This window comes from Peribacillus sp. NPDC056705 (assembly GCF_043656335.1).
Window position 1 is genome coordinate 319,600 of sequence record NZ_JBHTYI010000003.1, and the last position, 16,349, is coordinate 335,948.

The 16,349-nt window shown below is 39.7% G+C and carries 16 protein-coding genes; 8 read left to right on the top strand and 8 right to left on the bottom strand.

Annotated elements, in window-relative coordinates:
• Positions 1-123 precede the first annotated feature (123 nt).
• Both ACFRAK_RS06255 and ACFRAK_RS06260 read right to left on the bottom strand, forming a co-directional pair.
• The gene (locus tag ACFRAK_RS06255) at positions 124-909 is read right to left on the bottom strand and encodes an ABC transporter permease (protein ID WP_394571425.1); all 786 of its coding nucleotides are present in this window, start codon (positions 907-909) and stop codon (positions 124-126) included.
• Complete coding sequence (locus tag ACFRAK_RS06260; RefSeq protein ID WP_387705350.1) at positions 909-1,541, bottom strand: ABC transporter ATP-binding protein; 633 nt, start codon at positions 1,539-1,541, stop codon at positions 909-911. The genes ACFRAK_RS06255 and ACFRAK_RS06260 overlap by 1 nt, the downstream gene beginning before the upstream one ends.
• Before the next feature lie 184 nt (positions 1,542-1,725).
• On the opposite strand from ACFRAK_RS06260, the gene ACFRAK_RS06265 reads away from it, so the two are divergent.
• From ACFRAK_RS06265 to ACFRAK_RS06275, 3 genes are all read left to right on the top strand, one after another.
• A complete protein-coding gene (locus ACFRAK_RS06265) occupies positions 1,726-2,544 on the top strand; it encodes a thermonuclease family protein (RefSeq protein ID WP_394571426.1) in 819 nt (272 codons plus the stop codon).
• A 255-nt stretch (positions 2,545-2,799) separates the two neighbouring features.
• Positions 2,800-3,207 carry a hypothetical protein gene (locus ACFRAK_RS06270; RefSeq protein ID WP_387599557.1) on the top strand — a complete coding sequence of 136 codons (408 nt, stop codon included), beginning with the start codon at positions 2,800-2,802 and terminating at the stop codon, positions 3,205-3,207.
• Positions 3,208-3,278: 71 nt separating this feature from the next.
• Positions 3,279-3,767, top strand: a complete 489-nt coding sequence (locus ACFRAK_RS06275; RefSeq protein ID WP_387705346.1) for a sigma-70 family RNA polymerase sigma factor — start codon at positions 3,279-3,281, stop codon at positions 3,765-3,767.
• Positions 3,768-3,815: 48 nt separating this feature from the next.
• Here ACFRAK_RS06275 and ACFRAK_RS06280 read toward each other — a convergent pair whose 3' ends face one another.
• On the bottom strand, positions 3,816-4,010 hold the full coding sequence (locus ACFRAK_RS06280) for a hypothetical protein (protein ID WP_387599551.1): 195 nt from the start codon (positions 4,008-4,010) through the stop codon (positions 3,816-3,818).
• A gap of 452 nt (positions 4,011-4,462) precedes the next feature.
• Here ACFRAK_RS06280 and ACFRAK_RS06285 point away from each other — a divergent pair, with 452 nt between their 5' ends.
• Entirely contained in the window at positions 4,463-4,639 is a 177-nt protein-coding gene (locus ACFRAK_RS06285; protein WP_064505160.1) for a YkvS family protein, read from the top strand.
• Between the two features lie 199 nt (positions 4,640-4,838).
• Entirely contained in the window at positions 4,839-5,465 is a 627-nt protein-coding gene (locus ACFRAK_RS06290; protein WP_394571427.1) for a hypothetical protein, read from the top strand.
• Positions 5,466-5,506: 41 nt separating this feature from the next.
• Here ACFRAK_RS06290 and ACFRAK_RS06295 read toward each other — a convergent pair whose 3' ends face one another.
• The 3 genes from ACFRAK_RS06295 to ACFRAK_RS06305 all read right to left on the bottom strand — a co-directional run bounded on the left by ACFRAK_RS06295 (position 5,507) and on the right by ACFRAK_RS06305 (position 9,144).
• Positions 5,507-6,547, bottom strand: coding sequence for a YkvI family membrane protein (locus tag ACFRAK_RS06295; protein ID WP_387599545.1), 1,041 nt, complete (start codon positions 6,545-6,547; stop codon positions 5,507-5,509).
• Positions 6,548-6,791: 244 nt separating this feature from the next.
• Positions 6,792-8,486, bottom strand: coding sequence for a M3 family oligoendopeptidase (locus ACFRAK_RS06300; protein WP_394571428.1), 1,695 nt, complete (start codon positions 8,484-8,486; stop codon positions 6,792-6,794).
• A 220-nt stretch (positions 8,487-8,706) separates the two neighbouring features.
• On the bottom strand, positions 8,707-9,144 hold the full coding sequence (locus ACFRAK_RS06305; RefSeq protein WP_192203855.1) for a MarR family winged helix-turn-helix transcriptional regulator: 438 nt from the start codon (positions 9,142-9,144) through the stop codon (positions 8,707-8,709).
• A 155-nt stretch (positions 9,145-9,299) separates the two neighbouring features.
• On the opposite strand from ACFRAK_RS06305, the gene ACFRAK_RS06310 reads away from it, so the two are divergent.
• The 3 genes from ACFRAK_RS06310 to ACFRAK_RS06320 all read left to right on the top strand — a co-directional run bounded on the left by ACFRAK_RS06310 (position 9,300) and on the right by ACFRAK_RS06320 (position 13,010).
• Positions 9,300-10,796 carry an ATP-binding protein gene (locus ACFRAK_RS06310; RefSeq protein ID WP_394571429.1) on the top strand — a complete coding sequence of 499 codons (1,497 nt, stop codon included), beginning with the start codon at positions 9,300-9,302 and terminating at the stop codon, positions 10,794-10,796.
• Positions 10,797-10,938: 142 nt separating this feature from the next.
• Positions 10,939-12,162, top strand: coding sequence for an MFS transporter (locus ACFRAK_RS06315; RefSeq protein WP_387599538.1), 1,224 nt, complete (start codon positions 10,939-10,941; stop codon positions 12,160-12,162).
• Positions 12,163-12,278: 116 nt separating this feature from the next.
• On the top strand, positions 12,279-13,010 hold the full coding sequence (locus tag ACFRAK_RS06320) for a ZIP family metal transporter (RefSeq protein WP_387599535.1): 732 nt from the start codon (positions 12,279-12,281) through the stop codon (positions 13,008-13,010).
• 309 nt (positions 13,011-13,319) lie between these two features.
• Here ACFRAK_RS06320 and ACFRAK_RS06325 read toward each other — a convergent pair whose 3' ends face one another.
• On the bottom strand, positions 13,320-13,562 hold the full coding sequence (locus ACFRAK_RS06325) for an aspartyl-phosphate phosphatase Spo0E family protein (RefSeq protein WP_192203849.1): 243 nt from the start codon (positions 13,560-13,562) through the stop codon (positions 13,320-13,322).
• 430 nt (positions 13,563-13,992) lie between these two features.
• Positions 13,993-16,152 (bottom strand): PAS domain S-box protein, encoded by a 2,160-nt coding sequence (locus ACFRAK_RS06330; RefSeq protein WP_387599531.1) that lies wholly within the window; start codon positions 16,150-16,152, stop codon positions 13,993-13,995.
• Positions 16,153-16,349: the final 197 nt, after the last annotated feature.

The window sequence follows — 16,349 nt, forward strand, 5'->3', positions numbered from 1 at the left end:
GCCCTTTTCCTTATCAGGATAGCATTATCATTCCCAACAAACAAACCAAAACTATTGGTACCTACAAAATAGTACAAAAATATAGATGGAACTGCAACTATTACTTTTCAGATTCTTCAATGATTAAATGGATAACTGTGCATTTTTGGTGAAAAAAGCCCTGAAACTCAGCATAATGAAAAGGACCACCGTTAAAGAAACACTTCCGAGAATCCCGATTATTATCGCAATCTGGTATTCAATAGCGATGAGCGGGCTTATCCCCGACAGGATTTGCCCTGTCATCATTCCTGGAAGGAAGATAATCCCCATCCCTAGCATATTGTTCAAAGTCGGGAGCACTGCGGAGTCGAATGCAGCATCCACATATTTCTTCACAGCCCTCGCTGGAGTCGCTCCAAGCATCAACATCGCTTCCACCTTTTCACGATTACTGCTAATCCCATCATGAAGGTTTTTAAGCGCCAATGTAACTCCAGTCATGGCATTCCCAACGATCATCCCTGCAATTGGAATGAAATACCTCGGCTCATACCACGGCGTGAAATGGATGACAAACACATTAAAATAAAATAAGGCCGCCATGGGTCCTGACAACATACTTAGGATAACCATCCTTTTGATTTTCTTATTAATTGTATAAGGCACTTGCTTAAAAATATTATGGATGGAAAACAGTGCCATCGCACATAAAAATCCTAAAGAAAGTAAAGGGTGGGGATTTTCAAAGATATATGTCAAAACATATCCGGCTAGAATGAGTTGCACCGTCATCCGTACCGTAGCGAGCATGATTTGCTTTTCCCGTGAAATCCCCCGCCATTTCACGATTATGAGCAGAATCCCTACAAAGACATAGGCTGCACAGAGACGCCAGAACTCAATATCTATTATCCCATTCGCCTCCATTAATAATCACCCTCCTTCGCCTTTTTCAAAACAATCTTCTTTTCAGCACATATTTCCGCAAGCTGTTTTGAATGGGTTATCATGATGACCGTTCCTTTTCCCCGCTTCACTTCTTCTAAAAATCGGCTCATGACCGTCAGCTCGGCTTCTTCATCAAGAGCTGAAGTCGGCTCATCCAGTAAATATACCTCGGGTTTCAATAAAAGTAGCCTCGCCAGTGCCAGCCTCTGTTTCTCCCCGCCAGAAAGATTCTCCGCCCCTTCGTCTAAAGGCTTCTGCAACTGGACGGTTTCAAGTGCTTTAACCAATTCGGCTTTATCCTTTTTTTCCCGTTCTGTCAATTCCAGGCCAATCTGCAGGTTTTCTTCAATCGTACCCGGTAAAGTGAAAGTTGACTGAGAAAGCATTGTGACTTTACGCCGGAGCTCTATCGGGTTGAATTCATCCAGCAACTGATCCTGATAATAGATCGAACCGCTATCCGGGTCATCCATCCTGTTCAATAATCGGAGCAGTGAGGTTTTCCCTGCACCGCTTTCCCCGGTCAAGCAAGTAACCATACAAGCGGGTATTCTCAAATCATCAATTTTCAAAATCCCTTTATACCTAATATTTTCAAGCCTAAATATCATTTTACACGCCTGCCTCCCTTACTCCACCCTATCATTATAAGAAACTATCATGATATGAGGTAGCGATGCATGAAAAAATTTCAATGATTTTCATTTTCTTTCCCTTTTTTATAGGTTAGTATTATTCCTGCTGAATATATCCATGACGGACGTGGAAAAACCTAAATAAATGGAGGGACTTATCATGAACGGAAATTCCTTTTTACATTCTTATCTGAATACCTTTCTCCTGACTGCACTTTGCCTGATCACGCTGTCTGGCTGCCAGGCTGCATCAGATAACCTAATCAATCAATCCAAACAGGAAGATTCAATCTCCAATGAAGACATCAGATCCAGTGCGGATTCTTCAAATGAAGAAAAAGGCAAGACATTCAAAGCCGAGATCATTAAAGTTGTTGACGGAGATACAGTAAAGATCAAAATGGCTAATGGAAACGAAGAAACGGTCAGGCTACTTTTGGTGGATACTCCAGAAACCGTGCACCCATCCAAGCCCGTTCAACCTTTTGGACCTGAGGCAAGCAAATTCACCAAGGAACTAATGCCAGCGGGTTCTGAAGTGGAAGTAGAAACCGGCATAGGTGAAAGAGATAAATATGGCCGGCTGCTGGCCTATTTTTATGTTGACGGTAAAATGGTGAATAAACTCCTGCTTGAAAAAGGACTGGCCAGGGTGGCCTATGTTTATGCACCGAACACGAAATATCTAGATGAATTGGAAAATATTCAGAAACAAGCCCAAAAAGACGAAATCGGTATTTGGTCAATTGAAAACTATGCAACTTCAAAGGGGTTTGATGATTCGAAGTCCGTAGAAGCTTCAGCGGAAATGCCAACTGCATCTTGCAGTAACCCGCAAATTAAAGGGAATATAAACTCTAAAGGCAACAAAATATATCACATTCCTTCGGGCCAATATTACGAAATAACCAAACCGGAGGAAATGTTTTGTACCGAACAAGACGCACAGGATGCTGGATTCCGAAAATCGCAAAGTTAACAAATACAATAGTTAATAATATGCCCGCTTTCTGAAACCACCATTAAGAACGTATAAGGGAACTTGTAAGAGATTAGTTTGCCTGTTTTCTGAAACCCGCTCACTTTCTGCCGAGCCTCATCAAAGCAAGCATCTAGAAGGGCTCGGCTAGCAAGTTTTTCGGCAGGAGTGCCGCAAATTCCTTCATTCAAATGAGGATCACAGAAAAACCATTGAAGATAAGCCAGTCTCAAAATTGGTTTGGGATGAGTCCAGTTGATTGGAACGGAAGGTACGAGACTCCTGCTTAGAAAAGCGCGTCCAAAGGAGACCCCACAGGCGCAAAAGCGCCGAGGAGGCTCCCGGACCGCCCGCGGAAAGCGAGTGCCTGAAGTGGAAATCAACGTTCCTTTTACAAACCCTCAAATAACTGTTTCAGTGATTTCAGAAACCCGCCCCCTTTTTGTCGAAACTGAACACATCCCCATGATATATGGCCTTACATTAAATGAAGAAGTATTGAATGGTTTTGGCACATCCAATCTAAGGATGTGTTTTTCATTTGGCCATCCCCTCATTAAAGTTCGATTGAATCAACATTTTCCTATTAATAAGATCCTCGTTAATCCCTTTAAAACTCACTTTTTATTCCTTCCATTTACCCGTTATGCCATTTGGCTTTAGCCGAACATTTTATTTATGGTAAAAGCACCCGGGAATACAGGAAAGTGCACTTTCTAAAGGTGGCTTGCTTAATGGAAGATTTCTCAGTACTAACGTCTGAATTCACGCCGATGATCCATCATATAATCCGCTCACTTTCCATCTATAAAAATAAGGAAGAATATTTTCAAGTAGGATTGATTGCTTTATGGGAGTCATATGGGAAATTCGATGAAGAATGCGGTCAGTTCTCCAACTATGCCTTTACGGTAATCAAAGGCAAAATTCTGAACGAATTAAAGCACCACCATAAATATGAAGCCAACACCGAACCATTTGATTCCTTCCTACTAGAGATTAAAGATCCATTTTCAATATACGATGAGGCCTTTGCCATCGATAATCTCTTAACCTACACGGATGGATTGACACTGAATCAGCAACGCTGGCTTTTACAAACGTACTTGGAGAATAAAACGGTCACTGAAATTGCTGAAGTATATCAAGTTACTACCGCAGCCGTCAAATCATGGAGAAGGTCCGCTTTAAATAAATTAAGGAAACAATTGATTTTTCCATAATGAATAATTTGGGGTGGCTCAATCATGAGCCACCCCAAAAAATATCCATTAACTTCTCGCTTCTTCTAAATACGTATAAATGATCACACCGTTATGTTGAGCATTCCCCCGAAAATGTTTAAAGTCTTCCCTTTTAACAAGAACCTCACGAAAAGGTAAAAATTCTTCTTTTGTAATCCTGAATTCATTCATTTCCCGATTTGCCAGTTTATCGAGTACATCTTTTGCTTCTTCTGCATTCATAAGATTATCCTCCTTAATTATCAAATGTTCTATCATTTCTACAGGAGAAATTCCGTTTTTATTTTAACATAAGCTTGCCACTTAATATAATTCAGAACTTTTTAAGGCCCACTGCTACATAATTCTTTACGAATGCTTTAAAATAGTGCAAACTGTATAGTAAAATATCATAATGTAAAATGATTGGCATTTTTTGTACATAGAATTACATACTAGTACGTATAACTGCGTTCGCAAGATATACCGAATTATGCCATATCATTACATCTGCTCCATTACAAGAAATCGTACCTTCTTTTAAAAGTTTAGCTTACTGTACCGACATAAGAGATAACTTTTTCTCTTACTAGCACCTCCCACGTCAAAATCTAAACCGCAAGATGTTCGAATAATCCAATTACTCCATAGTTACTTTTTGATCATTGGAAACAAAATGGGAAAGGATGATTGCCATGAAGAAAGCGGAAGTTGGAAATATCATTGAATTTAGAGAAGGCTTAAAAGGAATCGTCGAGAAAGTGAACGAGAACTCAGTAATCGTGGACGTCACGTATATGGAAAATTATCGTGATTTGGAACTTGAACAGAAAACCGTCGTCAACCATAAAAATTATAAAATCATAGGATGATTGAATGTACTCAAACGGGATGGTTACTAGATGACCATCTCGTTTTTCACTTTATCGCAATCCTGCAAATTGATTCTCCCGCTTTTTGTAACCATTTCCATTTCATTCCGTCTAATTCATTAAAGGGTACAATACCTGTATTTGATGCAGGTTCTCCAAATTCAGATTGGAATTTCAATCAGAAAGATGAGGGAAACACATGACTAGTTGGACACGTTATATTGGCTGTGTCACATTCGCCGTTTTTCTTCTGACTGGCTGCGGTACAGCCACAGACGAAAAAACAGATGAGCCACGGGAAGACACAGTAAAAGAGGGGAATGAAGGCAACACCTCTCAAGGAGATAATCACGATAACCGAAGTGATAACAAAGTAAGACTGATGGAGCAAAACCTGCAGTATACAATTAACGGGGAAGCAAAAGAAAAAACAGCTTTCCTAAAAAAAAGTGATAACCAACCGTTCAGCCTCTATGTTTTGCAACAATTCAGGTTAAGTGCCGAAGAACCAGGAAAGGATATTGTGTTCCTGACTGAAGATGACTCCATTTATATGAGAATCGAATTGTTGAAGACGGATGTCAATTGGGATGAGGTGGAAAAAAATGTTCAAGCCCAGCTGAAAAGCATTTCAGAAACAATTAGCGATCCTTCACTTGATGTCGAGGGCGGAACGGGCTTTGAAGTGGAAAGCGGCGATGATGTGATCACTTCCATATTGCTCAAGGATGAAAAATCACCCGTCCGCTTAACTATATTCACGAAAAAAGATAGAGATTACCGGGATGCATTTCTAGTGATGGCTAAGACGCTGATGAAAAGGTGAACATCGATAAGGAGGGCTAAGGACAAGTCCTCCATTCTTCATTACTCCTTCCCCGCCTTGCTTTTCCAGACCAATATTAAAAAAAGGAGACTTATGTATCCAAAAACCGGATAAATATATCCTAGTAATCTTCCATATCCGAATTCACTGATGATCAAAGCTATTAAAAAAATCACCGCTATGATCATCATGCTTGGCAATTTAATATAATTGCTGATTTGCCTCTGCAATCCATAAATGTTTCCGATGACCGAAGTGAATATCTCCCCGTAAATCACCAAAATGAACATCCAATATAACTGACTGGCTGCCGTTCTCATAATAACCGCTGAAGGAATTTCATATTTATTCACGTCAGGAAGTGTCATAAGTGAAAAATGCCCCGTCAATAAAATGATCGTCAGGAATATCCCCCCAAGAATTGCACCATGTTTAATGACCTTCTCATCTCGAACTTCATACGCAACCGGAACCAGCACAGCCTGTGCCAAAGCAAGGTTAAAGGCTGTATAGGCAAATGGTGACAAAATCATTTTCACGGTGATCCCTTCTTCAGGAACTTTTGTAAGTGTCTTAAAGAAATCCCCATTATCCAAAGTCGAGAAAAAAAGAATCAAGCTAAAGCAGATCATGATTGGTACAACAAAAGAATTCACAGTGAAAACACCGCGCATGCCCATCATCAGGACCAAGGATGCCAGTATGATCGTAGACCAACTTCCTATACTTTTAGGCACGCCAAGTTGTTCTTCGAAAACGGCTCCTGAACCCGAAATCATGACAGCCGTCACTCCTAACAGCATGATAAGGAAAAAGAAGTTGATGATTCCCGCTATTTTCCTCCCAAAAAGAAATTGATTGAACTCCTCATAAGAAGATGCTCTTATCCTTGCGGAAATGAGCATTATTTTCGTCCCCGTGAAAATAAAAATATAACCTGCTATTAAAATCCCGATAAAGCCATAAAAGCCATAACGGGTAAAAAACTCGACAATCTCTTTTCCAGTTGCAAATCCTGCACCGACGACTGTGCCAACATAAACTGCTGCAATCTGAAAACTCCCTGACCACCTTGACAGCATATTCTCCCCTCCTCCCTACATTTATATGTAAGGAAGAGACATTTAAGACAAGCCGAGCAATATTCCTTTCGTCGGCTGTTTTTGTCTTGGGCTAACAATCTCTCATTATGAAGGCGGAAACTCGCTATGCATTTCTCTGTGGAGCGAAAATCACCACATTTCATGCCCAACATTCCGAACGTATGAAAGATAAAAAAAACGCTTGGAATAATCTCCAAGCGTTCGTATCATACAGACTAATATTTCATAATGCCTTATCATCTACATTGGAGAGCCATTCGTCTATCACCTTCACAACGGACTGTACAGTACCATCATCAAATGGGGAATTTAGATTCGCAGATTCAACGAGATCAAGGAACGACTTGCTGCCTCCAAGTTGGCACAGATTCAAATAATCACCCCAAGCCGTTTCATCTTTTTCAGTCGACCTTTTCCAGAATTGGAAAGCACAAATTTGGGCCAATGTATAGTCGATATAATAGAAAGGTGATTGATAAATGTGGCTTTGCCGCTGCCAATACCCGCCATTCTCCAAGAATTCATTTCCTTCATAATCCCGATGTGGCAAATATTCCATCTCGATCTTACGCCAAGCCTGCTTTCTTTCAACGGGGGAGGCATCAGGATTTTCATAGACAAAATGCTGAAATTCATCAACAGCTACCCCATACGGGAGGAATATGAGCGCACCGCTTAAATGGGAAAACTTATACTTTTCCGTATCTTCCTTGAAAAACAGCTCCATCCATGGCCAAGTTAAAAATTCCATGCTCATCGAATGGATTTCACAAGCTTCATATGTTGGCCAATAATACTCAGGAATGTCAAGTTCACGGCTGCGATACACTTGGAATGCATGGCCTGCCTCATGCGTCAAAACATCTATATCCCCAGAAGTACCGTTGAAATTAGAAAAGATGAATGGAGCTTTATAGTCTTCTATAAAAGTACAATAGCCACCGCTTTCTTTTCCTTTCTTCGCCACAAGGTCCATCAGGTCATTATCAATCATATAGTTGAAAAACCGATCAGTTTCAGGCGAAAGCTCCTGGTACATCCTTTTCCCATTTTCGATGATCCACTCAGCATCGCCTTTTGGAATGGCATTACCCGTTCTGAAATGAAAATTCTCATCATAATAGTTCAGTTTCTCCAATCCAAGACGTTTGCGCTGACGTCCCTTCAGCCGGGTGACAAGCGGTACCACTTCCTCTTTCACCTGCTTGCGGAATGCAGCAACCATTTCAGCATCATAATCAGTCCGTGTCATTCGATAATACCCAAGTTCCACGAAATTCCCATAACCTAGCGCTGTCGAAATTCCATGCCTCACCTTGACTAGGTCATCGAATATACGATCCAATTCCTCCTGTTTTTCTTCAAAGAAACCGTAATATGCCTCACTTGCATTTTTCCTTAACTCACGGTCCGAGGACTCCATAAAAGGCTGAAGCTGCGCAAGTGTTAATTCTTCTCCATCAAAGTGAATTTTTGCAGAGGCAATCAATTGCGAATATTCACTTGATAATTTATTTTCTTTTTGCAGCTGTGGGATAATTTCGGGCGAAAAAGTTTTGAGTTGGGCCTCTGCCAGGTCAAATAGTTGAGTTCCCCATTTCTTCTCAAGCTCCTTACGATATTTCGAGCGAACGAGTTCATTGTAAAATTTTGAGGTTAACTCTTCCATTTCAGGGGAGAAGTCATCTAAATAATCATTCTCAGCTTTATAAAAATCATCATTCGTATCAATGGAATGCCGTATATAGACCAAATTGAACATCGTACCTACATAATTTCGGATTTCATTTATTTCTTCCATAGCTTTTATTTGCGCATCAGCATTAGCGGCGTCAGTAAACTTTTCCAAAGCTTTCATGAATCGGGTTTTAATTTCATCCATTTCAGGACGTTTATATTCATAATCATTAAATTTCATATGTACGCTCCTTTTCACGATATAAAAACATTTATTCAACCTGAGTAACATGATTCATCGAATTCGTTTTCAAGACACATTCACCATTATCGCGGTTATCGTAATATAATTTAATTCGCCACAGCGTTAATAAAAACCTTTATGTCCTCAAAACAAATTCAGATTTTATCAGAAATAAAAAACCAGCACCTGCAGACAAATCCGGGTGCTGGTTCTTTAGCTAATTTTGAGCGGAATACCCAATCTTTTTAAGCAATTCGATAACAGTGTCCTTTTCATCGTGCGTAAGTACACTCATGATATCATCGATTCTTTTTTCATGCTCAGGAAATACTCCTTCAATAAAGGCCTTTCCTTTATCCGTTATTTTTGCAAAGGTTACACGGCGATCCTCTTTACATGCTATTCGCTGTAGATATTCCTTCTGTTCAAGTTTATCCACGACATAGGTAATGCTGCCGCTAGCTAGCAGGATTTTTCCGCCTATTTGCTGCAGGGGCTGATCCCCTTTATGATAAAGTAATTCCAGTACTGCGAACTCAGTTGGATTCAAACCCTCTTCTGCTATATGTTTATTTACCACATCATTTATTGAACGATGGGCTCTAGACATCACAATAAACAGTTTCAAAGACTGTTGGATGTTATTATTCTCCATAACTTCACAACCTTAAAATTTTTAATTAAAATATCTTGAATTAAAAGTTATTATATGGCATAAAGACTTTTTTGTCAATCTCCCCTGTTAGTATGCACTATTGTTTAATCATTCATTTTGTTATACTTGAAAAAAAAGCTAAAGTAGTGACAATCATGAAAACAAGGCATAAATTCACCACATATCTACTTATTGTTATTTTACCATTAATTATCCTCTCAATCATTTATTGGGTGCATTTAGAACGTTCGATTCAAAATGAAAGACAGGAACAAGCTGAATGGACGGTAACGGTTTATCAAGAATACATAGATCAAGTTATCAGAGAAACGAAGGCAAACCTTGAGCTACTTAGCCTTAGCAGTTCCGTGCTTTATATGGATAACAAAAAAACCGAACTTCTTATGAAATGGATCAAAGATACAGATTCCAGGTATGCCGGAATATATTGGCTAAATCGCGACGGTGTCTCCATTTCAGGGACGAATAAGAATTTCAATCATTACTTTCTAATTGAACAGAATGATATAGAACTTGCAGTAAAAACCCGAAAAGCCGTTGTTGTAGGAACAAAGGAGCTATATAACCCTGATTACAATTATTTTTCCACTTTTGCTCCCATTCTGGATCATGATAAAAAAGTGCAAGGGTTTTTATTGGCACATATCAGGCTGGATCATATGGAAAATATATTAAAGATTCTCAGCCCTGGTCAAACCTTTATATTGGAAACAAAGGACAAAACCCGAATTTTGGATAGAAATGCCGACGGATTCACTGGACATTCTAAATCGGTGGCTGTTCCTTTGACCGAAGTCGATTGGAAACTATCTGTCAAATTGCCCGACAAGATTAGCACAAATAACATGAATGTTTTTTTAATGCTTGTCTTTTTCACCTTCTTTTTTGCTCACATGATTTACATCATCGTGGAGGAACTGATCGTTCGCAGGAATGCCAAAAACCAAAAGTTAATAAATGAAAGGCAAAAAATAGAATTTGTCGGTACATTGGCTGCCAGTACTGCACATGAAATAAAAAACCCACTTACCGGCATAAAGGGGCTAGTGCAGTTATTGGTTGAAAAACACCCCGAAGAACAAGATCAGTTCTATTATTCTGTCATCATGAAGGAAATTGAACGGATCAATAGTATCGTCAGCGAATTTTTGATTTTAGGGAAGCCGATGGCCCAGACTTTATCCATATATGATATTCGCAGTATCATCGCTGAATTGAGACCAATAATAGAATCAGAAGCACGCCACTTCAATATTGAAGTGGAATGGAAAATCATAAAGGAGCCGATCCTGGTTCATTGTACAAAGGACCAACTTAAACAAGTCATTCTCAACATTGCCAAAAACGGTTTCGAGGCAATGGAAGTTGGGAAAAAGTTAAGGATTCGAATTCACCATGAAAATGAATGGGCTAAAATCATGATCATCGACACCGGGCAAGGACTGAGTGAAAAAGAAATAGGCAAAGTGTTCGATCCCTTCTACACATCGAAAAAGGAAGGAACGGGATTAGGGCTATTTGTGTGTAAACGAATAATTGAATCTTTTAACGGTTCCATCGAGTTTTTAAGTAAACCACTTAACGGTACAACCGTAACAATCAGCTTACCGTTGATAAAAGGCCACCATTAACAATACTTTGAAGAGTTTCATTTTTTTATGAAGACCAGTAACGATTCCGATTTATTTAAAGGTGTCATGCATACGGTGCATGCTTCCTGAATCTATTTATGGAATAGGTAAAAAACTTAATCAGGAAGAAGGAAATATACAGATGGGAAGTATCGCTGCCATTAAAACAAAACCGCAAAAACAAGATATGACTCTGAAAATCATGATTGTCATTGGCATTTGCCATTTAATGAATGATTCTCTTCAGGCCGTCGTACCGGCCATGTTCCCAATCCTCGAAAAATCAATGTCGCTAACATATACACAGCTGGGAATGATTGCATTCTGCCTGAATATCGTCTCATCGCTCTTGCAGCCGGCAGTCGGGTTCTATACGGATAAAAAGCCATTTCCATATGCATTGCCCATTGGGTTGACCAGTACCTTAATCGGGGTCATCATACTCGCAATCGCCCCTAACTATAGCATTATCCTTGGTGCAGTCATCTTGATGGGCTTAGGGTCGGCCATATTCCATCCCGAAGGCTCCAGGGTTGCCTATATGGCAGGAGGACCCAAAAGAGGCCTGGCACAATCAATTTATCAAGTCGGCGGGAATAGCGGGCAGGCACTTGCCCCGCTCATCACTGCCATCGTGCTTGTTCCTTTTGGTCAAAAAGGTGCACTCTGGTTTGCCTTGGTTGCCTTATTGGCCGTTATCCTATTGCTGTATATTGCCAAGTGGTATTCCCAAAAATTAGTTCACTTCCAGCCTAAAAAGCTTGCTGCAAAAATAATCAATAAAGAGCGGACCCATAAAGTGGCCAAAGCCCTGGTATTGATTTTATTCATAATCTTTGCCCGTTCCTGGTATGTATCGTGCATGACGAACTTTTACAGTTTTTATTTGATCGAGCAGTATTCGTTCACGATAAAATCTGCCCAATTTTTCCTATTTGCCTTTTTGGCTGCCGGTGCTGTAGGTACATTTTTCGGAGGTCCGCTTGCTGATAGATTCGGGCGTAAAAATATCATTTTCTTTTCTTTCGCCGCCAGCATGCCAATAACCGCACTTTTACCATTCGTACCTCCAACAGCCGCTTTTATTTTATTATTGATGGCGGGATTCATTATAATGAGTAGTTTTTCCGTCACTGTAATATACGCACAGGAATTGGTTCCGGGAAAAGTCGGAACGATGGCAGGCTTGACAGTGGGGTTAGCCTTTGGAATGGGTGCCATTGGATCCGTTTCATTGGGAGCCATTGCAGATATAATTGGAATCGGATCCATGATTAAGCTAGTGGGATTCCTGCCATTACTGGGAATCATCAGCATACTGCTGCCGACTGATCTGACATTGAAAAAATGGTATACAGAAGAATGACTGCAAAATGGTTTTTTCCTGGAACATTTTCTTTATGTCTAAATACAATAAATTATTGTTCCACCCAAAAGTTCACTAATGAGTAACGATCCGTTCCATACAAAAAGGAGAAATTTATGAGTGGAGTTTTATTAGGCAGCATCCTTTCTGCAATGTCTACAGGGTTTGGTGCGTTACCAATCTTGTTCATTCAAGGATCAATCACACATCGATTCAGAGACACGCTTCTGGCATTTACGGCTGGAATTATGATGGCTGCTTCGTTATTGAGCCTGATCCCGGAGTCTCTGGCCACCGGAGGGTATGTGCCGCTAGTCATTGGGGTTTTTCTCGGAGTAATGACATTAACGATCATGGAAAAAAACATTCCTCATATCGATCTCAGCCATACGAAAAGTGGCATTCAGTTCGATGAAAAGGCTTTGCTCATCATCACTGCCATTACACTCCATAATATTCCTGAGGGTCTTTCTGTCGGGGTCAGTTACGCCTCTGATAATGCTGATACAGGTAATTTGATCGCATTTGCCATCGGCCTGCAAAATGCTCCGGAAGGCTTACTAGTCGCCTTGTTTTTAATTAATCAAAAAATCGGTAAACTCACAGCGTTCCTGATAGCAACCTTAACCGGTACCATCGAAATAATTACTGGCTTACTAGGTTTTTATTTAACCTCTTACATTGGGTTTCTGGTCCCATACGGCCTAGCTTTCGCCGCCGGGGCCATGCTTTTCATCGTTTATAAGGAATTGATTCCTGAAAGCCATGGGGATGGTAATGAACGCACATCTACCTATTCCTTCATTGTCGGCCTTTTGTTCATGGTCATATTATTGGAAGTTTTGTAATTCTCGAACTTCCATGGCTGGCTCCATCAAGTGAGTCAGCTTTTACTTTTTATTTATCAGTGTAATCCATTCAGAAAAATTAAGACTTCTAAACCAATCCCGATGCATGAAGGACACCTTCTGGTGGCCTCCCCTCGATATATACCCCAAATCTATAGGAAATTCAAAAGATATATTGTCTTGTTTATATAAGTCTTTCATTAATTGTTTTCGGATATTTATGCAAAGGTTATTTCACCAGAAATCACACAAAGTTGCTAGTCTCCTTGCCTGCTACTTTAAAAAGTCATGCATGCATTCAAATCCCCACTAAAAGGTAATGTCGTCATTAAAGGGCTGCTGCACAATAACGACCATTTCTTCCCGCTTATTTCTCACTTCCACTGATGAATGATGTTGAAGGATCAAATACTCATTTATAAGTTTGTCAAGCTGCTCACTTTGGCGAAGGGTATTCTCATGATTTAGCCCATACATTTTGGCCAACTCCATCATTTCCCAACGCTTCATTCGAATCTCAGAACAAATTTCCGTTGCACACCTAGAATTCATAACAACATTCACTACTCCTGCCTTTTTAAAGTTACATTATAATAAAGAAGTATTACAAAATATGCCTTATATGTAAATAGATTCGCAAAAAAAGACAAAACTTCTTAAATTGCGATAGTGCTTTAACCACCAGCAGACAGGATATGACGGAAATTTCTAAGCATGGACCTCTTATATTGATTAGGACAAGTTCATATGAAGCCCGCTTTGAAAATCGATTCGAAAGTTCTGCAATTTGGATGTCATTCTTATTTTCCAACTTAAACTTCAGCAGCTTCTCTATAATGGAGTTCATTGTTACAACCCTCAATTGTGATTCTAAGATAATATAATATGAAAAAAGGAATCCAATAAAGGATTCCCATTAATTGATGAAAATTCCATGTGCTTTCCGTTAACTAAAAAAAGGGTTGGAACATACCCTTCTGCATTACTCGAATGGCAAATAAATATGAAAGCTCGTCCCTTTTCCCACTTCGCTTTCCACTTCTATATAGCCATTGTGCTCTTCAATGATTTTATAGCTGACCATGAGCCCGAGCCCGGTTCCCCTATCTTTCGTCGTATAAAAAGGTTCACCCAATTTTTTTAGCATTTCCGTTGAAATCCCCATTCCTTTGTCGGTAATCGAAATGCAAACGTATTTCTCTGAAAATCGGCTTGTTTTAATGGAAACAGATCCCCCATCCGGCATGACTTCCAATGCATTTTTGATGATGTTAATGAACACTTGCTTTAACTGGTTCGCTTCACATAAAACGTTAAATTCATCTTCTTCAAAGTCTGTCTCGAATTGAATATTTTCCAATAGTGCCTGAGCGGCCAGTAATTCCAGTGTCTCCCTCAATATGGTATGAACATCCTGTTTGAAAATTTTTAGCGCCTGAGGTTTTGCCAGTACCAAGAATTCCGTGATAATGGTTTCAATTCGCTTAATTTCGGAAGTAATCACGTGAAAATATGTGGAAAACTCCCCTTTAACACCATCCTCAAGCAACTGGATAAAACCTTTTAAGGCTGTCATTGGATTCCTGATTTCGTGAGCAATTCCGGCCGCCAATTCACCAACGACATTCAAAGTATCCGATTTTCGGATTTGTTCCTGCATTTCGAGATTTTTACTCACATCACGGAAAATGCTTAAATTCAGGTTCGAATATAAATTTTTCCTCGTCAAAAATTCAATATGCTTAACCCTTCCATCTTCGAATGTTATCGGAATGATGGAAGAGTAGACCTCATGCTTATAAACATTTTCAATGTGAGCATTCAAGACAGGAGCATTTTCAGGAATTTTTTCGATGAATCCCTGTACAGATAAAGATAGCAGTTTGCGCTTTGAAATCTCCAATATTTTCTGACCAGCTTCATTAATATCGGTGAACCCTTCATGATTCCATAATATCAAGCCGTCTAATGTTCCCTCAAAAATCTTCCTGAACTTCTTTTCACTATCCCTTAATTCCTTCTCAATCAGCCAACGCTCACTGACATTTCGAAAGATCGTTACGTTATATCCGTCACCTTCATGTTTTTTGGCAGTCAATTCAAGCAATTTAATTTGGTTATTAGGCATTTTATAAATCAGCTCACCCCGCACCTGGGTGTCTCTTTCAAACGTCTCCATCATCTGGTTAAAATGATTACTATTGCTATACACGTATTTCCAGATATGGCTGCCTATCAAATCCTCTCTGCTGGATTCGAATATTTTACATGCTGAATGATTGACCCGAAAAATGATCCCGTCATCATTCCAGAATATGATTGCGTCCATGGACTGGTCGAATAATTCGGCAAAAATCCGTTCGCTCGTCTCTAACTTTTTTTCTATTATATTTGATTCTGTAATTTTTCGAAGCACCGACATATATAATTCATTTCCTACCGTTGAACTTATCGAGAAAGTGAAATGATGCAGTTCATCCCCAACCTTTATCTCTACCTCTCCTTTGAAGTTCGACTCATCAAAGGCCCTTTGTATGCTCCCATCCCAATATTCCCTATAATCCGGGGATATAAGGCCCCTCATATTCTTACCGACAATCTCTTTTTTCGGGATGCCCAAGACATGGATAAAGGCATGGTTCACTTCCATTATTATTCCTGAACTGTCGAATAGAACGATGCTTTCTATGGCTGTATCGAAAATGTCCAAAAACATCTGCCTTGACATCCTTGTTTCCCTTGATGAAGAAACATCCAATGTCACATCCCCCAAACGGTAGAGCTGCTGTCCTTCGAAAAGTGAGCCTATACGCATAAACTCTATTTGCTTAAGGGCTCCGGTATGTAGTTGGATAATTTGCCTTTCACTTTCATTCGAGGTTTTTAGGGAACTTGACACTACCTGGTTATTTAAAGGGATGACATCAAGAAAATCAGTTATCTTCATGGACTCCAACTGCTCTTTCGCGGTATCCAGCAGAGCGCAGGCGGCATCATTGGCATAAGTGAGACGCAGTTCCTCATCAACCCTAATATAAGGCTCTGACATCGAATTGAAAATGTTCAAAAACCCTTCGACCTGTTTATTCAATTTTAAAATTTCCTGTTTATATTCCGATTCATTCTCATAACCGACTTTCATATTAACCCCCCTCAACAAAACCGATACTTACCAACTTTATTCGACATCCATCTTGATTTTCCTCGGTATTTTTCGAAAATCGCCGCAATCACAACATTCCAAAATTATCCTTTATATCAAATCATAGTATATTGAACACTGTAAAACTTAGCGTTAAGCTTAATTTAAGGTTTTTATAATAAGTTTAATAAATATTG

Bases quoted from the DNA above. Each gene is read 5' to 3' on its own strand.
- ACFRAK_RS06295 (WP_387599545.1), bottom strand. From the start codon at position 6,547: ATGCTGTCAAGGTGGTCAGGGAGTTTTCAGATTGCAGCAGTTTATGTT.
- ACFRAK_RS06275 (WP_387705346.1), top strand. From the start codon at position 3,279: ATGGAAGATTTCTCAGTACTAACGTCTGAATTCACGCCGATGATCCAT.
- ACFRAK_RS06310 (WP_394571429.1), top strand. From the start codon at position 9,300: ATGAAAACAAGGCATAAATTCACCACATATCTACTTATTGTTATTTTA.
- ACFRAK_RS06330 (WP_387599531.1), bottom strand. From the start codon at position 16,152: ATGAAAGTCGGTTATGAGAATGAATCGGAATATAAACAGGAAATTTTA.
- ACFRAK_RS06285 (WP_064505160.1), top strand. From the start codon at position 4,463: ATGAAGAAAGCGGAAGTTGGAAATATCATTGAATTTAGAGAAGGCTTA.
- ACFRAK_RS06305 (WP_192203855.1), bottom strand. From the start codon at position 9,144: ATGGAGAATAATAACATCCAACAGTCTTTGAAACTGTTTATTGTGATG.
- ACFRAK_RS06265 (WP_394571426.1), top strand. From the start codon at position 1,726: ATGAACGGAAATTCCTTTTTACATTCTTATCTGAATACCTTTCTCCTG.
- ACFRAK_RS06300 (WP_394571428.1), bottom strand. From the start codon at position 8,486: ATGAAATTTAATGATTATGAATATAAACGTCCTGAAATGGATGAAATT.
- ACFRAK_RS06280 (WP_387599551.1), bottom strand. From the start codon at position 4,010: ATGAATGCAGAAGAAGCAAAAGATGTACTCGATAAACTGGCAAATCGG.
- ACFRAK_RS06255 (WP_394571425.1), bottom strand. From the start codon at position 909: ATGGAGGCGAATGGGATAATAGATATTGAGTTCTGGCGTCTCTGTGCA.
- ACFRAK_RS06260 (WP_387705350.1), bottom strand. From the start codon at position 1,541: ATGATATTTAGGCTTGAAAATATTAGGTATAAAGGGATTTTGAAAATT.
- ACFRAK_RS06290 (WP_394571427.1), top strand. From the start codon at position 4,839: ATGACTAGTTGGACACGTTATATTGGCTGTGTCACATTCGCCGTTTTT.
- ACFRAK_RS06325 (WP_192203849.1), bottom strand. From the start codon at position 13,562: ATGAATTCTAGGTGTGCAACGGAAATTTGTTCTGAGATTCGAATGAAG.
- ACFRAK_RS06315 (WP_387599538.1), top strand. From the start codon at position 10,939: ATGGGAAGTATCGCTGCCATTAAAACAAAACCGCAAAAACAAGATATG.
- ACFRAK_RS06320 (WP_387599535.1), top strand. From the start codon at position 12,279: ATGAGTGGAGTTTTATTAGGCAGCATCCTTTCTGCAATGTCTACAGGG.